The following is an 18,943-nucleotide window of genomic DNA, read 5'->3' on the forward strand; positions in this document are numbered from 1 at the left end:
TGAGTTTTTGAGTATGGGTTCGCGAAAGCAGCCCGAGTGTAGTGGTTCAATAAATCCGGACACCCGCTAAAGGCGTTACGTCCGGATGCTTAACGTTCAGAATGATTTCAGACCAGCGGATCAGTAAGCCGGTCTAACCATTGAGTGCCATGGATGGGATTCATATCCCGGGCAAAAGCTGCCCTGTTGGGTTGGTTTTCCACCAGATGTTTGATGATGTACTGACGGGTTGGCTCTGCTGATACGTCAGCTATTTCAATCCCCAGAAGTTCAGCGGAAGCCATGTCCTCATCCCAGTCGCAACGTTCCATGTGCCCATCCTCGTAAAGACGGCTGAGGACTGAGGGGATTTTGGCGTAATTCTGCAGAATGTAGCCGATGTCTGCAGCGTCCTTCTTTCTTAGCTCGCGGTCCCGCTCCGTCCATGCGACCATTTTAAGAATGATCATGGCGACAGGATTTGCGACCTTAACCAAGCACTCAGGGGCCTGCGTGATCTTTACTTGCCATGCCTGATGCAGTGCTTCCACAAAGCCCAGTGTCGACATTTTAAAGTCACCATCAGGTGGCCAGCTGATGTCGTGATGCGCATCGACCACGTTGCCGAAAGGCAGAATATCCAGTTCCCAGGGCAAGCTGTCTGAATCGACGAAGCCCAGCCGATAGGCCAGCTTCTGATCCACGGAAAGCCCCTGGGCAGACAGTGCTTCTTTTAATGTACTGAATTCCTGCCATGAGGCCACCCGGATCGCAAAGTCCACATCCCGGGTTCCGCGCTCAATATGAGCGCCGAAGCCATGGTGCATAACCAGGTCTCGTGCCATGGCTCCGACAATCAGGTAGTCAATGCCCAGACCTTTGGCACAGTTATCGACCTTCCGATACATCTCGACCAGACCGCGTGGCAGCTTACCGGTCACATCAATCAAGGTATTCATTCATTACCCTTCTGGCTGCATCCACATTTCTGGGGTCGCTCGTTGACAACAAATCGCTGACGACTATCAGTTCAGGCGCAATATGCTTTGCGCTATCCACTTTCCAGAAGGGTCGGTAGATATCAATGATGAATTCTGGCTTTTCATCGGTTTTCAATTGCCGTAACCGACCGGCTTTCATAAGGGCAGGCAACTGAGCGTCTTCAGCGTAGAGGATGCCGTCTTTGGGGTTCAGGTATCCGGTGAGTTTGAGTGCAGCAATCTCGCCGCTGATCTGATAATCCACATCCGTCGGCAATGCCTGCCACCAATCCGGGGCCTGAGCCGTGAAGCGGCCGATATGAGCCTTATCCCGAATGCTATAGGGGTAGAGTTCTGTCCAACGGTTAGCCAGTTGGCTGGTGTTGATCAGTTCCTGCTGATTCCCGCTGCCCACCAGATACTCGTGGGCAGTCAGATCTTTGATGATGGCACTGACCGATCCCAACGATACTCCAGCCCGTTCAGCAATGGTCCGCATCGAAGCTCTTGCCAGCTCATGGTCGGCCAGCAACGCAAAAACAACTTTCAAACCAGCCGGCTGAAAAGCCTTTCCGGTTTTGATCTCGGCCGGCAGCTGTTTTCTGTTCAATGCAGCGGTCGCACGCTTCTTTCCGATCACAACGATGTGCAGGCCGTGCTGATGAATAAAGGCATTGCCCGAAGCATCCAGATACTGGATACCCGCTTCCCTCAACTTCGTCGCCTTTGCAGGTGATATGTGATCCATAAAGACAACCCGATGCGCACCATCCCGGCTGAGTAGCTCACCAAACTCCGCTTTGTCAGCTTCCTGAACCAGAGAGAACAGCGGTATGGCTGTTGCTGTTCCGATACTGATACCCAAGCCGTTATTGGACAACGGACTGTTAAGCCCAACGATCTCTACCGGGAGCTGAACGGCTGTGGCCAGTGAATGGATACCATCGTTGAGTGAATCTGAGTGGGGCATCGCCAGCTCCAATTGTTCAATAAAAATGAACGTTCAATGATGTTGAACATACTGCAGCACTGATTGGGTTGCAAGTCGCATGTCTTCCTGGGGGCTCAGATCCACTGCTTTCCTCTGTCTTCACTTGATAAGAGCACTCAAATCCCGCTCCTGGCACCAGCTTCTCCGAGCGCAAAAACGACTTTGTCCCGGGCCCGCTATGTATGTGACACGAATCTAAAACGGTGTCGCGAATCAACACAGTTGCGCTCATGAGGACCAAGGCTGATCATACTCGCGACTTACTGATACATTCATAACAATTCACGGCCGATGGATATGACCGACGCAAACACCCTCTCTTTCTACCAGCGCAACGTACAGGATGTTTTTGCCCGTTATGAGTCGGTGCAAAGCCCTTTAATGCCTTATTTCCCCATGGCGTTTTTACCTGGAAGTCGGGTTTTGGACGTTGGTTGTGGTTCTGGCCGTGACGTTAAAGCGCTATTGAAACAGGGCTATGACGCACATGGTGTTGAACCTGTCGCAGCGATGAGAGAAATGGCGATCACGCATAGTCCGGAATTATACAAACGGATACAGCCAGGCCATCTTCCGGACATACCGACACATGAGCGTTTTGATGGCGTAATTTGCAGCGCCGTATTAATGCACATCCCCGCCGGCCAACAGCTGGAAGCCTTCGTTAATCTGCGCAATCTGCTCAAGGCTGGTGGGCGATTATTAATGTCCGTACCGGCTGCTCGCGATGATCTGGATGCCGATTTTCGCGATGCTCAGGGGCGCTTATTTTTACCGATGGAAGCCGACCGGGTTCGTTTGCTGTCCGAACAATTAGGCCTGGTATTAATCAGCCAATTCACAACTCAGGATTCGCTTGGCCGTGGCGGTGTCAGCTGGAATATTTTGTTATTTGAAAAATCAGCTGAACATAACCGGCCGCTTGACCGGATTGAGTCGGTACTTAAACACGATAAAAAAGTCGCCACCTACAAGCTGGCGTTGTTGCGTGCTTTCTGTGATATGGCCGACCGCGATGCCGGCGCAGTAAGCTGGCTTGGCAACGGTTATGTCGGCATGCCGGTACAGGCACTGGCGGAGTGCTGGCTGCACTATTATTGGCCATTGATGGCAGCACCGCTGCATATTCCGCAGAGCAATATCGATGCACCAGGCAGCAGTAAGCCGCCGGCATTCCGGCAGGCGTTGGAACAACTGATCCGCTTGGCACAGGCTGAATACGGTACTGATCCAGTAGTGACTTACAGCCTGTGCATGCTGGGCTGGAAGAAAAACAATTTGCCCTCATTGCTCGCCACGCAACTGCACACAACGCTTAGCGTTTTAAGTCGCACGCTGATTGTTGGCCCGGTACAACACGCCGCTCAGGGAGAAATGTTCTGCTACGACAAAGCCAGCAAGCTGGTCTTGCTGGAGGTCGATTTGTGGCGGGAGTTTTGTTTATCCGGTTACTGGATACGTGATTCTCTGTTACTGCGTTGGGCGGAATTATGCGAACGTTTTTCCCAGCGCATTAATCCTGCCATTCATCGGGGTGTCGTTCTGCCGTATTTAATTCAGCCAGAAGATCCGGAACGTGAGCAAGGACTGGCACGGCGCTTATATGCTGAAGCATCGCCGCTTACCTGCGTCTGGAGTGATCGCTCCATTAATATGGCAACGATGGATATTGACCATGTGCTGCCATTCTCCCTTTGGCACAACAATGACCTGTGGAATTTATTACCTGCGGCCAGTGCAGTGAACCGAGCTAAAAGCGATAAAGTTCCGACCCCAGAATTTTTGCGCCGCCGGCAAGATGCCATTGTCAGCAACTGGCGCTTTGCCCAGCAGATTGAAACAACGGTATTTCAGCACGAATTGCAGCGCACATTGGGGCGTTTCCGTCCGGAAAACTGGGAGCTGGATTTATTTCAGCATTTATCCGAGCGCGCTGCGCAGGCGATTTATCAGCGTGGAGAAGAACCCTGGGAATGGACAGTATAACCGGCTGATCTGTCTGAAGGCAGCGCGGCAGCAGCACCGTGACCATTGCAAAGCAGCGATCAAAACCGGCTCCAACCGGAAATCTGTATTTTCAACATGGCCACTTTTTGGTCTCAATTTGCTCTCAAAACCAAATTGGTTAGTGGTTACCATCGCGGAAAGTCTTGCTGGAAGTGGCCCGCCCTAGAGGATTCGAACCTCTGACCTTTGCCTCCGGAGGGCAACGCTCTATCCAGCTGAGCTAAGGGCGGTTTACAGTTCTGCCGGGGAGGCTGACGCTGTAAGTGCCCGCATTGTATACGGTTTTCCCGAAGGCCTCTAGTATTACAGCAAGCGTTACATAGGGGGCGGACGCCGGATTATTCATCCTGCTGGCTTATGTGCGGTGATGAAGTTCAGCTGCCAGCGCAACCCGATCCGCCCATCTGCCAGCCTGTCAAAACCCAGTTCCCGGGCCAGTGCCGCACTGACATCTGATGCCTCAGCCCGGTCTATGCCAAACATCAGGCGGCAATATTCTCCTGCCTGCAAAGCACTGTCGAAATGCCAGTGATAGTCGCGGCAGGCGGCATGAATATCGTTAAAACCGCTGCTGCGCAGCTGCTCTGTGGTTTGCTGATCAAAGTACCAGCCGTGGTGGCCCATACTGTTGTGTGTATTAACCCAACCATCGAGAAAGCGGGCCGTGGCCGATTCGGCATGGGCATCGGCCAGCACCAGTATTCCTCCCGGACGCAGGCAGCGGTAAATCTCATCAAATAATGGTTGTTTGTTCTGAGTATGGTGAAGACCGGCGAGGCTGAGTGCGATGTCTGTACTGTTATCCGCCTGCGGGAGATGATCCAGCGAACATAAACTCAGCGGATGACGACTTCCAGAGTGGCAATGCTGATCAAACAAGCGGGCAAACAATTCACTGGTTTCCAGATGATGAAGTTGTACGTTATGCGGCAGATAGCTCGCCAGATAACCACCACCGGCCGGTACATCGAGCATGCGGGTGCCCGCGGTTATGACCAGCCCTTGCAGGATGGCGTTGAATTCCTGCTCACGTGCATCCGGCCAATTAAGCATTGCCTGGTGATAAGCATCCGCACGTTGATTAAAAATGTCCTGATAACTGTCAGCTGAATCAAACATACTCAGATCCTTGAGATAAATTCTTCAAATTTCCCACCCGCGCTGCGGGGCAGTTGTTCAACCTGACAGATCCGTATTTGGAAATCATGACCAATAGCGTCGCAAATAATCCGCCGGGCCTGCATGTAATCTTCTTCACCAGGAGTAACCGGTGTCTGAAGATTCAGCTGCAGTTCTTCCAGGCTCAGCTGTTCGAGCTGAAAGCTGGCCTGCGGGAACAGCTCCATCAACGCCATGGGATTGTACGCCGGCCAGCTTTTCCGGCCGTCGGGGTAAGTCACCAGATTTCGCGTGCGGCCAATAATGCGCTGTAAAACCGGCAAAGTAATTCCACAATCACAGCTTTCACCGGGAATTGCATAATCACCAATTTCGTAACGGATAAGCGGCATCAGATAATTATGCAGCTGTGTTATTACTACGCGTCCAATCTGACCTGGAGCACAGGGCTGGTTATTATCATCCAGTACCTCCAGCAGGCAATTTTCTAGCTGAATATGGTAATGATCATGATGTGGGCATTGCAGCGCCATATAACCAACTTCTTGAGAACTGTAAACATCATGAACCCGACAACCAAACGCCCGGTGCACTAAATCACGCAGAGACGGTGGCAGGTTTTCGCCAATAGAAGAAACGTTATGCAGTGAATTTAAACGCTTCTCACGCAGCTGAATTCTTGCCAGTTCCTGTAATACGCTAGGGTAGGTCACCAGATATTGTGGCTGGCGCTCGCACAACCAGCGGTATTGCACATCCAGTGGTTCGGAGCTGTTCAGCAAGCCTGCAGGAGCACGAAACCCCAGCGCTGCCGCTGACTTCCCCCAGCGATCACCTTGTTGTCCGGGATAACGCGCCTCATCGACCGGTAAAAATTTAATCGCCGCCAGCGAGGCGTTCATATTACGTCCAGCCCAGAGATGATCGCGTAAGGTAAATGCACGCCAATAAACCTGAGCATGTTCCGTCGACCAGGTTTGAACAGGCCGACCGGTCGAACCGGAGCTGCGGAATTCAAAGTGCCGCCCATGCTCCGCCGGTGGCTGTGTGCTCAACAGCTCTTTTTCGTTACGCTGCAACTGCGTTCGTGTCAGTAACGGAAATTTATCCCACTGGATATTTCCGTTCATCGCCATAATGGCCGGATGTTGTTGATAATAGGGCACGGTATTCAGCGCATGTTGCAAAAGCGCTTGTACCGACTGCTGTTGCAGCACACTACGCTGCTCCGATGATAAGCGCTCACTTTGCTGCAAGCGTATCTGCATAGCAATGGTAGTGGCTTCTTCCGGGGTTGGTATGCTGATCATGGCTGATGAGTATTGTCAGGTTCGGAAAAGTCAGGCTCACCAAACCGGTGACGGTAAAAAGGCAATAATCGTTGATAAATTTCCGGGTCGGTATCACGGTAGTGTTGCAACTTGGCAAATTCGTTTTTCTTTTCTTCTGCGAGGCGTTGTTCGCGCTGTGCTTTTTCATCCGCTTTCTTTTTTTTGCGGGCTGCTTGTTGTTCTTCTTGCTGGGCTTTTATCTCGGCAATCTTTTTTTCGCGTCTAGCAGCTTCTTCCAAAACACGTACACGTTGGTCACTCAACAACGCTGGCTGTTGCTGCACAACATCACTGGTCAGTGAAGTCTCAACCAGAGTGGAACCGGCAAGCCTGAGACCATCACTTTGCAGTTGACCTTCGGGCAAAATTTGCAACGCCGCTAAATCCGCATCTTTAAATGATTTTATCAGCGAAAAGTTCTGTTCCAGTAATCGCAGAACTTCATTTTCCTGCAGTGATGCGCCACGAAATACTTCTGGAATAATCAGGTCTGGGTAGTAATAAATAACAATGCCGGAATACTGACTGAATTCAGTAAAAAACGCTTCAGCAGATACCGTCAATTCAGGAAAAATATAACGTTGTTGAGCATGTTGATACTGGATCGTTGGCGCTGCAATAGCAACCTGACTCAGCAAGAATAAGAAACAGGTTTTCAGCAAAAATCTCATTCCATCGTCCTGACATATTAATAATAAAAAAAGAGGCCGCAACGGTTAACCCGCGCGGCCTATTTTAACTTTCAGTCGTTATGGAATCATAGGTCCCCTGTTGCTGCAGATACCGACAATGCAATTGGTATCAACATACACACCACCGCTAATGCCAGCGGTGGTACCCGTTCCCGCCGTAATGGTATAGCTTGCGCGCAGGTTGTTACGCAGATCACCGCTGTCGATAGACAACATACCACCATGGCCACCAAAGGTTTCATCTCCGTTCACTTCTGTTGCAGAAGCATTTCCACCGGCAACACTGATAGAACCATTAATCGCAGAACCTTTGGCGCTTGCAAGCATGAGGAAACCACCATCACCACCTTCAAGCTGACCAGCACCGCCATTGGCGCTCACCTGAGCATTAAAGTCGACCAGGCTGAATTGACTGCTAACAAATACGGCACCGCCATTGCCGCCTTCATTGTAACCATCATTCTCGCCATCAGCAGGAACAGCCGTATCGTTACTGCCATTCAGACTAATCGTGCCACGAATGGTTGCTTTGTGCGGGGCGCGGATCAAGAAAAATCCACCACTACCATCACTGGCATTGCTGACATCATCCGCTGTAGCAGATACGTTACCATCAAAACTGAATGACAGCTCTGGCTGCAGGAAAGCATGACCTGTATAAGTACCGAGGTAGGTAGAGCCACCATTACCAGCACGGGCAATTGCACTCAGGGTTTCTGACGTCACAACCTGGCCACCATTCAACAGCAGATCGGTTGCCACTTTAATGGATGGTGCTGGTGCATAGGTAACAGCATCGTCCTCGTCGTCAGAATTAGACTCGCCAGTGATCTCAATAGATCCACCACTGCCTGAACGCAGAGCATCGCCACCCGAGGCATCAAGACGGGCATAACCAACGATCTGAGTCGGCAATTCAGAATTAATCTGGGCGTCATGACTAATATCAATATTCCCCCCTTGAGCACCGAATCCTTCACCTGAACCACTGACTGCCGTTGCATTCCCCCCTTCTGCCAGCAAATTGCCACTGACAACAACCAAAGCAGGATTGGAGGGTACTTCATTACCGTAATCAGACTCTTCAACATCAATACGAATATTGCCGCCACGACCCGCTACATAGGAATCGTAAGCACTGTCACCACCATTCGCCTGCAGAGTACCGGTATTCACCAAACGCGGTGCCGCATAGGCAAGCCCCTCAGCACCTTCTCCGCTCAGCGATAAAGTAATTTCGCCGCCAAAACCACCTTCACCACCGTCGGTTTCTGTCGCATTCAGTACGCTGTCGGCACCGTCTGTGGTCAGGTTTCCGGTATTTAACAGCAGGCTACCAGCTCCAAGGCGAATACTCCCACCGCTGTAACGGCTAGTGCTATTTACACCGCTACCGGCAGAAGCAGTCAGGTTGCCACTGTTAACCAGATCGCGAAGAGAGTACATCTCGATATTGGCACCGGGCGCAGTACGAGAACCACTACTGGAGCCAGCAGATGTTTGGATGGCACCACTATTGGCAATCGCTGCCTGACTGAAAATACGGACATAACCACTGTTACCAACGACGGTTGAAGCATCGCCATCAGCACCGGATGTAACAATGTTGCCGCTGTTGTTAACGATATTGGCATACATCTCAAAATCACCGCCACGCTGGCCGGTTTCTTTACCCGCTAAGTTAATGCTGCCAGAGCCAACATAATTGAATAGGTAAAAACTCAAGTCAGCAACATTGGCAGGCATTGCGGCTGCCGCTACTGTGATTTCACCATCGTTCTGTATATCGTTATACAAATACAGGTTGCCATTTGAGCCGTTATAATCGAGCGTCAGCACGGCACCGGAAGCCACTTTAATACCAGTAATCATAGTACTTTCTTTACTCAAAACCGGTACAGGAGATGGCCCGTCGCTGACCGCACCGTCGTAGCGGAACATACGGTTACCCCGCAAATACAGCGTACCACTGGTAATGCCTGTGGTATCGACACTCACCGTCGTACTGGTGGTGATATTCGCGGGGTTAGAACCCAGATTAACCGTCACGGCAGGCAGCTGATGATTAGTGTCCGGCAAACCGTTAACCGTAATGTTCAGCGGAGCCGCACTGTATTTTTTTTCAATCTCAATACTGCCGCCACTACCAGCCTGATAGTTAGCGTTACCACCTTTCACGCTGATGACTGCGGTGCCAACCGGATTACCGGACAAACCTGACGGGGTGGAGCTACCACCGGATGAATCGCCACCACATGCCGTCAGCGCAATAGTGGTTGCCAGAATACTGGCCTTAAAAGGTAAGCTTAATGGGTGCATGCCAAATCCTTGTGTAATATCTGCAATTTTTATGATTGGTAGGGATAATCCCATCCGAGCTGAATGAGATAAAAAGGGATAGTAAAGTAACCCTACCGCGATATAAAGTAAATGTACGACTCTGATTATCGAATATTTACCCCAAAAACTTATCTATATAGGCCAAAAGCACTACTGTTCAGAGACTATATCGTCCTCATTGCTCACCAGTCCCTGAGGTTATCGCTATATTCTGCCTCCCCAACATATAGATATCGCAACCGCTTATTATCACAATCATTAGCATTTACATGACTGATACAATCCTGGCGTGAATGTTATTTGCCTGACGTAGGCATGGCGGTACATAAATATCTCAGAAGCGCGCGGGAAGGACGAAAGCCCGTATCATTTATCTATTCCACTGCTGTAACGAATGCGATGATGTGCATTATGAACAAGCATTAATAAGCAGAGGTTACGCACCAACGGATGCACCCAATAACAAACAAAATTGTCCGACAACCTGCAAGATAAACTGCGAAATAATATACCAAGCTTAACCTAAATAAATATTATTGAATGACAGCGACAACCAGGCTGTATTGATAATTATTATTTTAACCGAAGTCTGAAATGCTACCGGAACATCAAAAGACTCCGACCGGATATAACAACGTTGTGCGCAAAACGAATATTTTCATCAAATTACTTTCAGCATAAAGTAAACGCCAGAAAACCAACTCACCTATGATCAAGTTTAATAATAAATCAATTCAGCCCACACCAGCCGACAAATCTGCACCGGCCCGGCGGCGAATACGGCGCGACAAGCTGTCGATCAGAATATTCAGTGCGGCGGCAACCACAATCAGGAAGAAGGCTTTATCGTAACGGATTTCTTCAAACGCAGAGTCGATATAAAAACCAATCGTGGCAATACCTAAAATTCCCATCATCGCGCTTTCGCGCAGGATGACTTCCCAGCGATAAAACAGAAACGCAAGAAACCCCGGATATAAGCGTGGCGTATGCAGATACAGGTAACGGTTAATCCCCTTCGGATCATCGGCACGCTGTGGCTGCTGTTCGCTGTGGTTGGCGAGCAGGAACGCAATTAAACCACCGTTATGTAATGCCAGCGCCAGCACCGCCGGTAAGCCGGAAGGCCCGAGCAGTAACAGCAGAATAAAGGCGATCATCATTTCCGGCGTAGAGCGCATAATCAGCAGTAATAACCGCCCCGGCCAGCGCATGGCCCTGCCACTGATCGCCTGACTGGCCAGCGGGTAACACAGCAGTGCAATCACACCGGTCAGTACCAGAGCAATCTGGGTAAGGTACAGCGTCTGCAATAATGCCGGCCAGGCTACCTGACTGAATTCGCGCCAGTACCAGGTCGCGGCTGCGCTCAGATCACCCTGCTGTAATGCCCGTGGCCAGATATCCTGACTGATAAACTGCCACGCATAGCTGCTGCCCAGTGGCGGCGACTGGGGTAACAACCAGAGCGCCAATGCCGCATAGACAGGTAATAACCAGCCACGTAACCAGAAGCGGATACTGGCAATTAATATAAAAAACACCCAGAGCAAAGCCGCGGCTTCGCTGTATTGCCCCTGTTTAAAAGCGGTTTCCAGATGAAAGCCGAGTGTTGGCAAACCAATAAAACCAAGAATGGCGCTGGAGCGTAATGCACACTCAAAACGATAGCGGCAGTAGCTGCGCATCTCGCCCAGGCTCTGTGGAATTAAGGTGTAGGCATAGCGGCTGATACGGGAACTGAGTGGCGATACCGCGAGCGTTGGCTGTGGCGCCTGACGGTCAAACATTTCAGCAAATACTTTGGCAAAAACACCGGTGTAAGGAATTAAAATCGCCAGTAAGCCGGTGGTGGCGCTGAGACCATAAAGCTGCATAAACAGCAGCCCCCAGAATATCTCGTGTACCGAGCGCACCGCCGCCGCCAGCATACGCACCGGCCGCCAGTAATAAAACACCGCCAGTATTAAACCCAGCGGCACCGAAATAATAAGCGCCAGCAAGGCAAAGGCAACGGTCTGGCCCAGCGCACTGAAAAGAGTACTGCTGTCAGCCCAGTACGGAGTAATAAAGCCCCAGCCAATACGCCCGAGTTCACGCCATGGGTCAGTCGGATAAAGCGCCAGATCAGCCAGAAACAGACAGACCAGAGCAATCGCAATAAATAACAGTGAAATACGGCGCAAACGACGACCACTGCTGTGCGCCGGGCGCACGCCGGGTAAACGGTTCAGCAGTACTAAGGCGTCGCTGTCAGGACGCATAAAAAGCGTCCAGATCGTTGCTGGTTAATGCTGCGGCCGGGCCATCGTAAACCAGTTCACCGGCGCGTAACGCCAGCACACGGTCAAAGTGGGCAAGTGCCAGTCGGCGGTTATGCAGGCTGATCAGCAGGGTGTTATGCCGGTTGATTAATAACTGCAGAATATTCTCGGCCTGCAGCGGGTCGAGGGCAGAGACCGGTTCATCGCCAAGAAATACCGGCTGCTGACGATACAGCGCGCGGCCAACGGCCACCCGCTGACGTTGCCCACCGGATAACCGGTCTGGCGAATGCCAGAGTTTATCTTCCAAGCCAAGCTCGTTACACAGCTGCTGAATTTCGGCGCGCGGGGTATTAAATGAGCGGATTAAATTCAGCAGGTTATAAACACTGCTGTGGCGCTCCAGCCCGCCCATAAAAATATTGTTATACACCGACAACATATCCACCAGCCCGCCCTGCTGTGGGCAGAGGGCAATCTGCTGTGGCTGCTGACGGTACAGAACTTCCAGCAGGCTGGATTTACCGGCACCGGAGGGACCAATAATGGCTATTTTTTCGCCCTGACGAACAGTCAGGTTAATGTTATGCAGAACGCGGTGCTTACCCAGCGTCAGATCAAACTGCTGTAACTGAAACAGGATAGCGGCATCCGCGTTCACACTCATGGTTATCAGTCTTCCAGCAGGCCAATCGCGCGGGCGGTATTTTCAATCGGCGCGTAATCGTCGTTACTGGCCGGAACAAAAGATTCACGCGGGAAGCTGGCAAGCAGGTCTTTATCTTTCATTTCCAGCAGGGCTTTGCGCATTTTCTCTTTAAAGCCTTTACCGAAGCGGGCATCCACATCGCCACGAACGGTCCACTGATAATCCGGATACGTTGGCGTGGTCCAGATCACCTGAATTTTTTCCGGGTCGATATTGCCGGCCGCCAGCTCGTTATCCCAGACGGTGTAATTAACCGCACCGACCTGGTAAGCGCCGGACTGTACCTGAGCAATGGTACGGCTGTGATCGCCGGAGAAACCAACGCGCGAGAAAATATCCTCTGGGGCCGCGTTAAATTGTTCGCGCAGATAAAACTCCGGCATTAAACGACCAGAAGTAGAACCTTTGGAACCAAAGGTAAAGGTTTTGCCTTTCAGTGCTGCAGAGAGTGTTTCTTCTGCATTCAGGCCAGCGCTTTTATTGGCAATAAAATAGGTTTTAAAGAACTGATCTTCATAGCCCTGAGCAATGGCTTCAGAACCAGCCACCAGCTTACGCGCCTGCACGCCGGATAAACCACCGAACCAGGCCAGCTGCACCTGATCGTTACGGAATGCAGTAATAGCAGCGGCGTAGGATTTTACCGGAATGTACTTCACCTCAGCGCCGGTCTGTGCCGAAAGATAATCGGCCACTTTATTAAAGCGTTGCTGTAAGCGCGATTCATCTTCATCCGGAATGGCGGTAAATACGAAGGTATCGGCGAATGTGGAAAAGGCACTGAGCAGCAGGCCTGCTGCTGCGGCAAACTTAAAGGTCTTTTTCATGGTTTTACTCATTATTTTTCAGGTAGTCGTTAATGTCAGCCGCCGAACCACGGAATTCAACCGGGCCTTTTTTTTGCGTCAGCTGGTACTCGTACATCGGGTCGTAATAGTCGCTGAGCATAATGCGTATCCACTCGCGGTGCAGGCTGTTATCGCCTGTTTGCTCGTGTTCGTTCAGCGCCTGTTGCAATAAATCATCAAGCTGTTGATAGCGCACGCCGCCGAGGCGACGCTGAATTTTCTGCAGCGATTTGGTCAGGTCATCACGGAACGCAGCAAAACCGGCCTCTTCGCCTTCAGCCTGCTGCCACTCCTGCAGTTTATGCAGAATATAATTACGGAAGCTGTGTTCCACCCGCTGTTCCAGCGAGGCTTCAACAATAATCAGTGGTGCGGCCAGCATGCGCAGGCGCAGGCTTTCCGGTATCGCACAGCGGCCAATCAGCATGCTTTCATCTTCGAGCAGAATACTGCGCTCGGGGTGCGCATGATTCTGGCGCAATAACGCCACGGCGAGTTTATTTTCAAAATCAATCTGCGATGGTTGCCCGGTCGGGCGTTTGCCAAAGGTACTGCCACGATGATGAGCAATACCTTCAAGGTCAATACTGTGCGGCAGGGCATTTAATAAATCGGTTTTAGCGCAGCCGGTATGACCCGCCAGTACGCGGAACTGGCCATCCGCCGCAATGCGCTCCAGCGTATCAATTAAAAAACGCCGCATGGCTTTGTAGCCACCGGTAATGCGCGGGTAATCACAGCCGGCTTCTTTCAGCCACTGCTGTACGATCTGACTGCGCAGGCCGCCACGGAAACAATAGAGATAACCATCCGGATGCTGACGGGCAAACTCCAGCCATTGCTCCAGCCGCTGTTGTTTTACCTTGCCACCCACCAGCTGATGGCCCAGCACAATGGCGGCATCCTGACCCTGCTGTTTATAACAGGTACCGACTTTCGCCCGCTCGGCGTCGGTCATCAGCGGCAGGCTGACGGTATGCGGAAACGCCCCCTTTTTAAATTCCAGAGGCGCGCGGGTATCCATCATCGGCGTGTCGGTTAAAAACAGACGGGTAAAATCCTGGCTGTCCGCCCGGCTCATGCCTTAACCTCAATGCGGTAATCGCTGCGGGCAGCAATCAATTCACCAATGCACTGCGCGTATACCCCGGCGGCGGTTAATACCTGTTCCAGTGCTGCGGCTTGCTCTGGCTGTACGGCAATGAGTAAACCGCCGCTGGTTTGCGGATCGCAGAACAGCGCTTTCTGCTCATCCGTTAACGGCGCCAGTTTATCGCCATAGGAATCAAAATTACGGGTGGTGCCGCCGGGCAGACAACCCTGGGCAATATAGTCGCGTACCGGTGGCAACAGCGGAATATGTTGCTCGTACAACACCGCATTCACACCACTGCCTTCGCACACTTCGAGCAGGTGCCCCATTAAACCAAAACCGGTAACGTCGGTAATGGCTTCCACACCCTCAAGCTGTGCGACGTCGGCGCCGACTTTATTCATCTGGCACATCACGTCACGGGCAAGGAATTCATGCTCCGGGCGCAGTTTTTTCTGCTTCTGCGCGGTGGTCAGAATGCCCACACCCAGTGGCTTGCTCAGATAGAGTTTGCAGCCTGCGGTTGCGGTGTTGTTCTGCTTCAGTTTGTCTTTCTGTACCAGACCGGTCACTGCCAGACCAAAAATCGGTTCCGGCGAATCAATACTGTGACCACCGGCCAGCATAATGCCGGCATCGGCGCAGGCCTGACGGCCACCGTCGACCACGCGCTGCGCGACTTCAGGCGGCAGCACATTCACCGGCCAGCCAAGAATCGCAATCGCCATTAACGGTTTGCCACCCATGGCGTAGATATCGCTGATGGCATTGGTCGCGGCGATACGGCCAAAATCAAAGGGATCATCGGCAATGGGCATAAAGAAATCGGTGGTGCTTAAAATCACCTGACCGTTACCGATATCGTAAGCGGCAGCGTCGTCTTTGCTGCTGTTACCCACCAGCAGATTGGCATCGGTGGGCAATGTCAGCTGCGAGGCCAGAATGCTGTCGAGCACTTTAGGTGATATTTTGCAGCCGCATCCGGCGCCATGGCTGTATTCGGTCAGACGGATATTGTCGGCAGAAACCTGTGAACTCATATTGCCCCCGGTAAAGAAAACCAGGGCCGAATGATACGTTAATGTACCGTTCAGGCACAGGGAGTATGATCCGCCGCCTTTGCCTTTACCGGTCTGCAAACCACGATGAATTTCCAACGCCCTACGCTTCTTTTGCCAATCCTCAGTCTGGTGGTTATGACGCTCAGTGCATGTTCTGTCGCGCCCCTGACAACCCCCACCAGCGCCCGCTCTTTAGGCAAAGACAATGTCCAGCTCAGCGCTCATATCGCTCCGGCAACCTCTGTCAGTTTTGCAGCGGCTCTGGGGGAAAACACCGACGCCGGTGTCGCCATTGAGCAACAGATCACCATGAACCAATCCATCTGGATTAAGCACAGTCTGTTAAATCAGGCACAGGGTTGGTCAGCAGCCGGGCTGGTCGGACTGTTCAGCGCCACCGACCTGGCGAACAGCAAGGGCTTTTATCTGGGGCCATTGTTCAGCTACAGCAAAGGTAAGGCGGAGTGGTACGGTAATCTGCGCTACAACCGGGTTTACTGGGATGGGCCAGACAACCTGTCGAGCGAAGATAAAGACGATCTGTGGTTCGACATTGTTTCAGACAGCAGCGTTTACTCATACTGGCAAGCTGACGTCGGCATGAAAATACACCGCAAGCGGGTCACCTTTAATCTTGGCGCCACCTGCCTCGAGTTGGGTGACAGCTCCGCCTGCATGCCGATTATTGGTGCTGGCCTGACCTACTGAGCGCTGGCCGTTTTCAGCAGCGCCTTTACCTGCGCGGGCATCTCGCCCGCCTGCCATTTACGGTACAGCGACTGCAACTCACCGCTGGCCACCAGCTCCGGAATGCGGCGGTTATATTCACTGATCAGGTATTCCGACACCGCTCCTTCAGCAAAGGCGACATATACATCACGGCCGTTGGGCATATCGCGCACTTCAAAATAATCCATGCCCACACCGGCATCCTCCAGTGCCAGCTGGATGGCATCCCATTCATCCACCATCATGTCGATCTTGCCCTGCTGTAACCACTGCAAGCCTTCGGCGCTGCTGCGGTATTCGCGCAGGGTAAAATTACGCTGCTTGGCGGGAATAACATCAACGCCTTTCATCCAGCCTATTGTGTTCCCCTTCAGCGTATTCATACCCTGCCAGTTAATACGCGCCGTCAGTGGATACATAACCGACAGGTACTCCACATCGATGGCATAACGCGGATAAAGCAGAGGCTCGCTGCTGTTGCGGGTCTCGCCAATAATCGCGTTGTATACCCGATACTCGGTGACCATCTTCAACGCGCGATTCCAGGGAACGGTGGACGGTTTAACGCGGATACCGGCGGGCTCATACACTGCACGCAGAATATCCCAGTACAGGCCACTGCCATCTTTATTGCTGTACTCCGGCCACTCCGGTGCCACCACGTTAACCATTTTGATATGACTGGCCGTAAATCCGGCCACAGAGTCAGCGCCGGCGTTCAGTGCCAGCCCAAGCAACACACACAAACACCACAAACGCATAACCACCTCCTGTTACGAACCGGGCTCTGAATCACTGACCAGCAACACCACAGTGGCAAGCGTCAATGCGTCAGAAAGGATGATTAAGAAACAATAGTTCAGCGCTGGAAAATGGAAGACGGAATACAGGAATGACCACTGGAAGATCAGCAGCCATAAGGCATGCTGCTTAGGCTGCGCTGAAGAAGGAGGCAGGCACCCTGAAGAACTCAGCAATGCCTTAAGAAAACAACATTATAAAACGCTGAAGCGCTATCGCTTTATATTGCAGTCACGCACATAGCAATTGCCATTGCCCTGCAGCGCGCCGATGCGGCGGTCGCGCTCCCGTTCAGCATCATCCACCGCATCCAGCTTATGCCAGGCGTTAAACAGCTGCGTTTGCTGACGGCCGATTTTCAGGCCGTAGCGGTCACGCATATAAAAATAAATACGCGCGACATCACCACGACGGTCGTCTTTTGGTTCGGCGCGGCGCAGTTTGAAATTAACCTCAAAATCACAACGGCCATACACCCGCGGCTCGCCTTCGAGCATGCCATAACGGTAGTTCGAGCGGTCGCCGTTTAATTCACCCACCGCGGGCACCAGATTATGCAGGTCGGCTTCCATACGGCGGAATTGCGCATCGTTTTTACTGCAGTTCTTGCGGCCACCGTTCTGCCAGCACTGCAACTGATGGCCAAACTCCCAGGCCGGAACCACATGCTCCCATTCCAGCCGTGCACCGCGTTTGGCATTTTTACGCGCACTGTAACCGCAGGCCGAAGCATCGATCTGTTTGCCGGAAAAAGCACAGTCACAATAAAAGGTGCGCTGGCCACCGGGCAGAGTGGCGTACACCTTAGCCGCCATACGCTTGGCTTCACGGAAGGATTGCGGGCCAGATTGCAGGCCATCAGCCTGATTGGCCTGCACCGTCTGCAGAGGTAATAAACAAAACAACAACAGGGCAACCGCACACTGCCTGACAGTAAAGCGCATGATCATTTCCGGCCTCAGATTTCGCAGCGCGCAATGTACCACTGGCGGTTTAAGCGGTCACGGTTTGCTGTGTGAGTGTGCGTAAAGCTCCTGCGCCAGCCCATTTAAGAAGCTGCTCGCCTCAGAAGCGATAACCAAACACGCCGATATACTCATCAAAGTAAAAACTCTGATCGGCTTTATCGCCTTTGTTACTGGTCAGGACATCATCCATATCCGCATGCCCGTACTTACCCAGGAAGCGGAAGAAAAAGCCTTTCCACAATGTGGCTTCCACACCCACTTTTACCGTGGTCGCATAACCGGCCACATGCCACTCGTCGTTACGCTCACCGCTGAGTAATTTAACGTTACTTTTCGGGTACAGAATACCGGCACCCACACCGGCAAACACCGCCAGATCCATTTTATTGCCCCAGGACCACAGCGGCAGAAAACGCTCAGTCTCCAGCGAGATCATGTTAAAGCCATCGGTATGTTCGTAGGTGAGAAAATCATCGCTGAGCTTCTGCTGACCACGGGCCGGATCGGTGCGTTCAAACCCCGGACGGTTAATCGTACCGCTGATATCCACGGTCTGATCTTCCACCATCACATATTTCATATGATCGAAACCCAGCGATACCGACCAGTTATCAGCAACAAAATACCCAAAGCGCCAGTTGTACTGTGGAATGGTCAGACGTCCGGGGTTCAGATACGAATGGAATACCTCGTCCCACGACACCTGATTCTGACGGTCACGGGCCTTCACGTTGTACAGCGTAAAATCGTGGTCATCGCCGTCAAAGTGAATATCACTGTTAGAATAGGTCGCATTATTCCAGCCCCAGTAGCCATACCACTGCCCCTGAGTACGCAGAGTGGTGGCCGCCTGAACAGAGAATGATGAAAAAACCAACGCGCTAAGCGTCAACAGCAGGGCCATCCGCTGGCGCAGAAATTTTGAAAACATAAGTAACTGCCAAGAATAAGAAGAGAGAACAGCAGAGACCGGCAGTATGGGGAGCCCAGCAGCAGAAGCCGCTGGAAATACCAACCGGTCTCATCAGGCG

16 protein-coding genes and 1 tRNA gene are annotated in these 18,943 nt (G+C 51.9%); 2 read left to right on the forward strand and 15 right to left on the reverse strand.

Features of this window, described 5'->3' with window-relative positions; genetic code table 11:
* Nucleotides 1–107: 107 nt before the first annotated feature.
* Together NYR02_RS07665 and NYR02_RS07670 are read right to left on the reverse strand one after the other, a co-directional pair.
* Nucleotides 108–938, reverse strand: a complete 831-nt coding sequence (locus NYR02_RS07665; RefSeq protein WP_260975787.1) for a nucleotidyl transferase AbiEii/AbiGii toxin family protein — start codon at nt 936–938, stop codon at nt 108–110.
* The gene (locus tag NYR02_RS07670) at nt 922–1,929 is read right to left on the reverse strand and encodes a type IV toxin-antitoxin system AbiEi family antitoxin (protein WP_260975788.1); all 1,008 of its coding nucleotides are present in this window, start codon (nt 1,927–1,929) and stop codon (nt 922–924) included. Before NYR02_RS07670 ends, NYR02_RS07665 begins: the two co-directional genes overlap by 17 nt.
* Before the next feature lie 318 nt (nt 1,930–2,247).
* On the opposite strand from NYR02_RS07670, the gene NYR02_RS07675 reads away from it, so the two are divergent.
* A complete protein-coding gene (locus tag NYR02_RS07675) occupies nt 2,248–3,936 on the forward strand; it encodes a class I SAM-dependent methyltransferase (RefSeq protein WP_260975789.1) in 1,689 nt (562 codons plus the stop codon).
* Nucleotides 3,937–4,110: 174 nt separating this feature from the next.
* On the opposite strand, the gene NYR02_RS07680 is transcribed toward NYR02_RS07675, so the two are convergent.
* The 10 genes from NYR02_RS07680 to selD form a co-directional block, all read right to left on the reverse strand.
* Nucleotides 4,111–4,187 (reverse strand) — tRNA-Arg (locus NYR02_RS07680).
* Nucleotides 4,188–4,299: 112 nt separating this feature from the next.
* Complete coding sequence (locus NYR02_RS07685; RefSeq protein ID WP_260975790.1) at nt 4,300–5,076, reverse strand: class I SAM-dependent methyltransferase; 777 nt, start codon at nt 5,074–5,076, stop codon at nt 4,300–4,302.
* A 2-nt stretch (nt 5,077–5,078) separates the two neighbouring features.
* A complete protein-coding gene (locus tag NYR02_RS07690) occupies nt 5,079–6,386 on the reverse strand; it encodes a phenylacetate--CoA ligase family protein (protein ID WP_260975791.1) in 1,308 nt (435 codons plus the stop codon).
* Nucleotides 6,383–7,078 (reverse strand): cell envelope integrity TolA family protein, encoded by a 696-nt coding sequence (locus NYR02_RS07695; RefSeq protein WP_260975792.1) that lies wholly within the window; start codon nt 7,076–7,078, stop codon nt 6,383–6,385. The genes NYR02_RS07690 and NYR02_RS07695 overlap by 4 nt, the downstream gene beginning before the upstream one ends.
* 78 nt (nt 7,079–7,156) lie before the next feature.
* A complete protein-coding gene (locus NYR02_RS07700; RefSeq protein ID WP_260975793.1) occupies nt 7,157–9,418 on the reverse strand; it encodes a hypothetical protein in 2,262 nt (753 codons plus the stop codon).
* 755 nt (nt 9,419–10,173) lie between these two features.
* Nucleotides 10,174–11,703, reverse strand: a complete 1,530-nt coding sequence (locus tag NYR02_RS07705) for a PhnE/PtxC family ABC transporter permease (protein ID WP_260975794.1) — start codon at nt 11,701–11,703, stop codon at nt 10,174–10,176.
* Nucleotides 11,693–12,370 carry an ATP-binding cassette domain-containing protein gene (locus NYR02_RS07710; RefSeq protein ID WP_260975795.1) on the reverse strand — a complete coding sequence of 226 codons (678 nt, stop codon included), beginning with the start codon at nt 12,368–12,370 and terminating at the stop codon, nt 11,693–11,695. Before NYR02_RS07710 ends, NYR02_RS07705 begins: the two co-directional genes overlap by 11 nt.
* A 5-nt stretch (nt 12,371–12,375) precedes the next feature.
* On the reverse strand, nt 12,376–13,239 hold the full coding sequence (locus NYR02_RS07715; RefSeq protein WP_260975796.1) for a putative selenate ABC transporter substrate-binding protein: 864 nt from the start codon (nt 13,237–13,239) through the stop codon (nt 12,376–12,378).
* Between the two features lie 4 nt (nt 13,240–13,243).
* Complete coding sequence (gene mnmH / locus NYR02_RS07720) at nt 13,244–14,341, reverse strand: tRNA 2-selenouridine(34) synthase MnmH (protein ID WP_260975797.1); 1,098 nt, start codon at nt 14,339–14,341, stop codon at nt 13,244–13,246.
* Nucleotides 14,338–15,393, reverse strand: a complete 1,056-nt coding sequence (gene selD / locus NYR02_RS07725) for a selenide, water dikinase SelD (protein ID WP_260975798.1) — start codon at nt 15,391–15,393, stop codon at nt 14,338–14,340. The genes mnmH and selD overlap by 4 nt, the downstream gene beginning before the upstream one ends.
* A 105-nt stretch (nt 15,394–15,498) precedes the next feature.
* Here selD and NYR02_RS07730 point away from each other — a divergent pair, with 105 nt between their 5' ends.
* The gene (locus NYR02_RS07730; protein ID WP_260975799.1) at nt 15,499–16,122 is read left to right on the forward strand and encodes a hypothetical protein; all 624 of its coding nucleotides are present in this window, start codon (nt 15,499–15,501) and stop codon (nt 16,120–16,122) included.
* On the opposite strand, the gene NYR02_RS07735 is transcribed toward NYR02_RS07730, so the two are convergent.
* From NYR02_RS07735 to NYR02_RS07745, 3 genes are all read right to left on the reverse strand, one after another.
* Nucleotides 16,116–16,904 carry a substrate-binding periplasmic protein gene (locus NYR02_RS07735; protein WP_260975800.1) on the reverse strand — a complete coding sequence of 263 codons (789 nt, stop codon included), beginning with the start codon at nt 16,902–16,904 and terminating at the stop codon, nt 16,116–16,118. The genes NYR02_RS07730 and NYR02_RS07735 overlap by 7 nt on opposite strands.
* A gap of 252 nt (nt 16,905–17,156) precedes the next feature.
* On the reverse strand, nt 17,157–17,888 hold the full coding sequence (locus tag NYR02_RS07740; RefSeq protein ID WP_260975801.1) for an endonuclease: 732 nt from the start codon (nt 17,886–17,888) through the stop codon (nt 17,157–17,159).
* Between the two features lie 121 nt (nt 17,889–18,009).
* Entirely contained in the window at nt 18,010–18,843 is an 834-nt protein-coding gene (locus NYR02_RS07745; protein WP_260975802.1) for a hypothetical protein, read from the reverse strand.
* Nucleotides 18,844–18,943: the final 100 nt, after the last annotated feature.

It is taken from the genome of Thalassolituus pacificus (assembly GCF_025318105.1).
Taxonomy (GTDB): Bacteria; Pseudomonadota; Gammaproteobacteria; order Pseudomonadales; family Oceanobacteraceae; genus Venatoribacter; species Venatoribacter pacificus.

What these genes read in the sequence shown, in the direction of transcription:
- NYR02_RS07665 (WP_260975787.1), bottom strand. Translation starts at nt 938, where the DNA reads ATGAATACCTTGATTGATGTGACCGGTAAGCTGCCACGCGGTCTGGTC.
- NYR02_RS07690 (WP_260975791.1), bottom strand. Translation starts at nt 6,386, where the DNA reads ATGATCAGCATACCAACCCCGGAAGAAGCCACTACCATTGCTATGCAG.
- NYR02_RS07670 (WP_260975788.1), bottom strand. Translation starts at nt 1,929, where the DNA reads ATGCCCCACTCAGATTCACTCAACGATGGTATCCATTCACTGGCCACA.
- NYR02_RS07730 (WP_260975799.1), top strand. Translation starts at nt 15,499, where the DNA reads ATGAATTTCCAACGCCCTACGCTTCTTTTGCCAATCCTCAGTCTGGTG.
- NYR02_RS07695 (WP_260975792.1), bottom strand. Translation starts at nt 7,078, where the DNA reads ATGAGATTTTTGCTGAAAACCTGTTTCTTATTCTTGCTGAGTCAGGTT.
- NYR02_RS07715 (WP_260975796.1), bottom strand. Translation starts at nt 13,239, where the DNA reads ATGAAAAAGACCTTTAAGTTTGCCGCAGCAGCAGGCCTGCTGCTCAGT.
- NYR02_RS07705 (WP_260975794.1), bottom strand. Translation starts at nt 11,703, where the DNA reads ATGCGTCCTGACAGCGACGCCTTAGTACTGCTGAACCGTTTACCCGGC.
- NYR02_RS07700 (WP_260975793.1), bottom strand. Translation starts at nt 9,418, where the DNA reads ATGCACCCATTAAGCTTACCTTTTAAGGCCAGTATTCTGGCAACCACT.
- NYR02_RS07745 (WP_260975802.1), bottom strand. Translation starts at nt 18,843, where the DNA reads ATGTTTTCAAAATTTCTGCGCCAGCGGATGGCCCTGCTGTTGACGCTT.
- NYR02_RS07710 (WP_260975795.1), bottom strand. Translation starts at nt 12,370, where the DNA reads ATGAGTGTGAACGCGGATGCCGCTATCCTGTTTCAGTTACAGCAGTTT.
- NYR02_RS07675 (WP_260975789.1), top strand. Translation starts at nt 2,248, where the DNA reads ATGACCGACGCAAACACCCTCTCTTTCTACCAGCGCAACGTACAGGAT.
- mnmH (WP_260975797.1), bottom strand. Translation starts at nt 14,341, where the DNA reads ATGAGCCGGGCGGACAGCCAGGATTTTACCCGTCTGTTTTTAACCGAC.
- NYR02_RS07735 (WP_260975800.1), bottom strand. Translation starts at nt 16,904, where the DNA reads ATGCGTTTGTGGTGTTTGTGTGTGTTGCTTGGGCTGGCACTGAACGCC.
- selD (WP_260975798.1), bottom strand. Translation starts at nt 15,393, where the DNA reads ATGAGTTCACAGGTTTCTGCCGACAATATCCGTCTGACCGAATACAGC.
- NYR02_RS07685 (WP_260975790.1), bottom strand. Translation starts at nt 5,076, where the DNA reads ATGTTTGATTCAGCTGACAGTTATCAGGACATTTTTAATCAACGTGCG.
- NYR02_RS07740 (WP_260975801.1), bottom strand. Translation starts at nt 17,888, where the DNA reads ATGCGCTTTACTGTCAGGCAGTGTGCGGTTGCCCTGTTGTTGTTTTGT.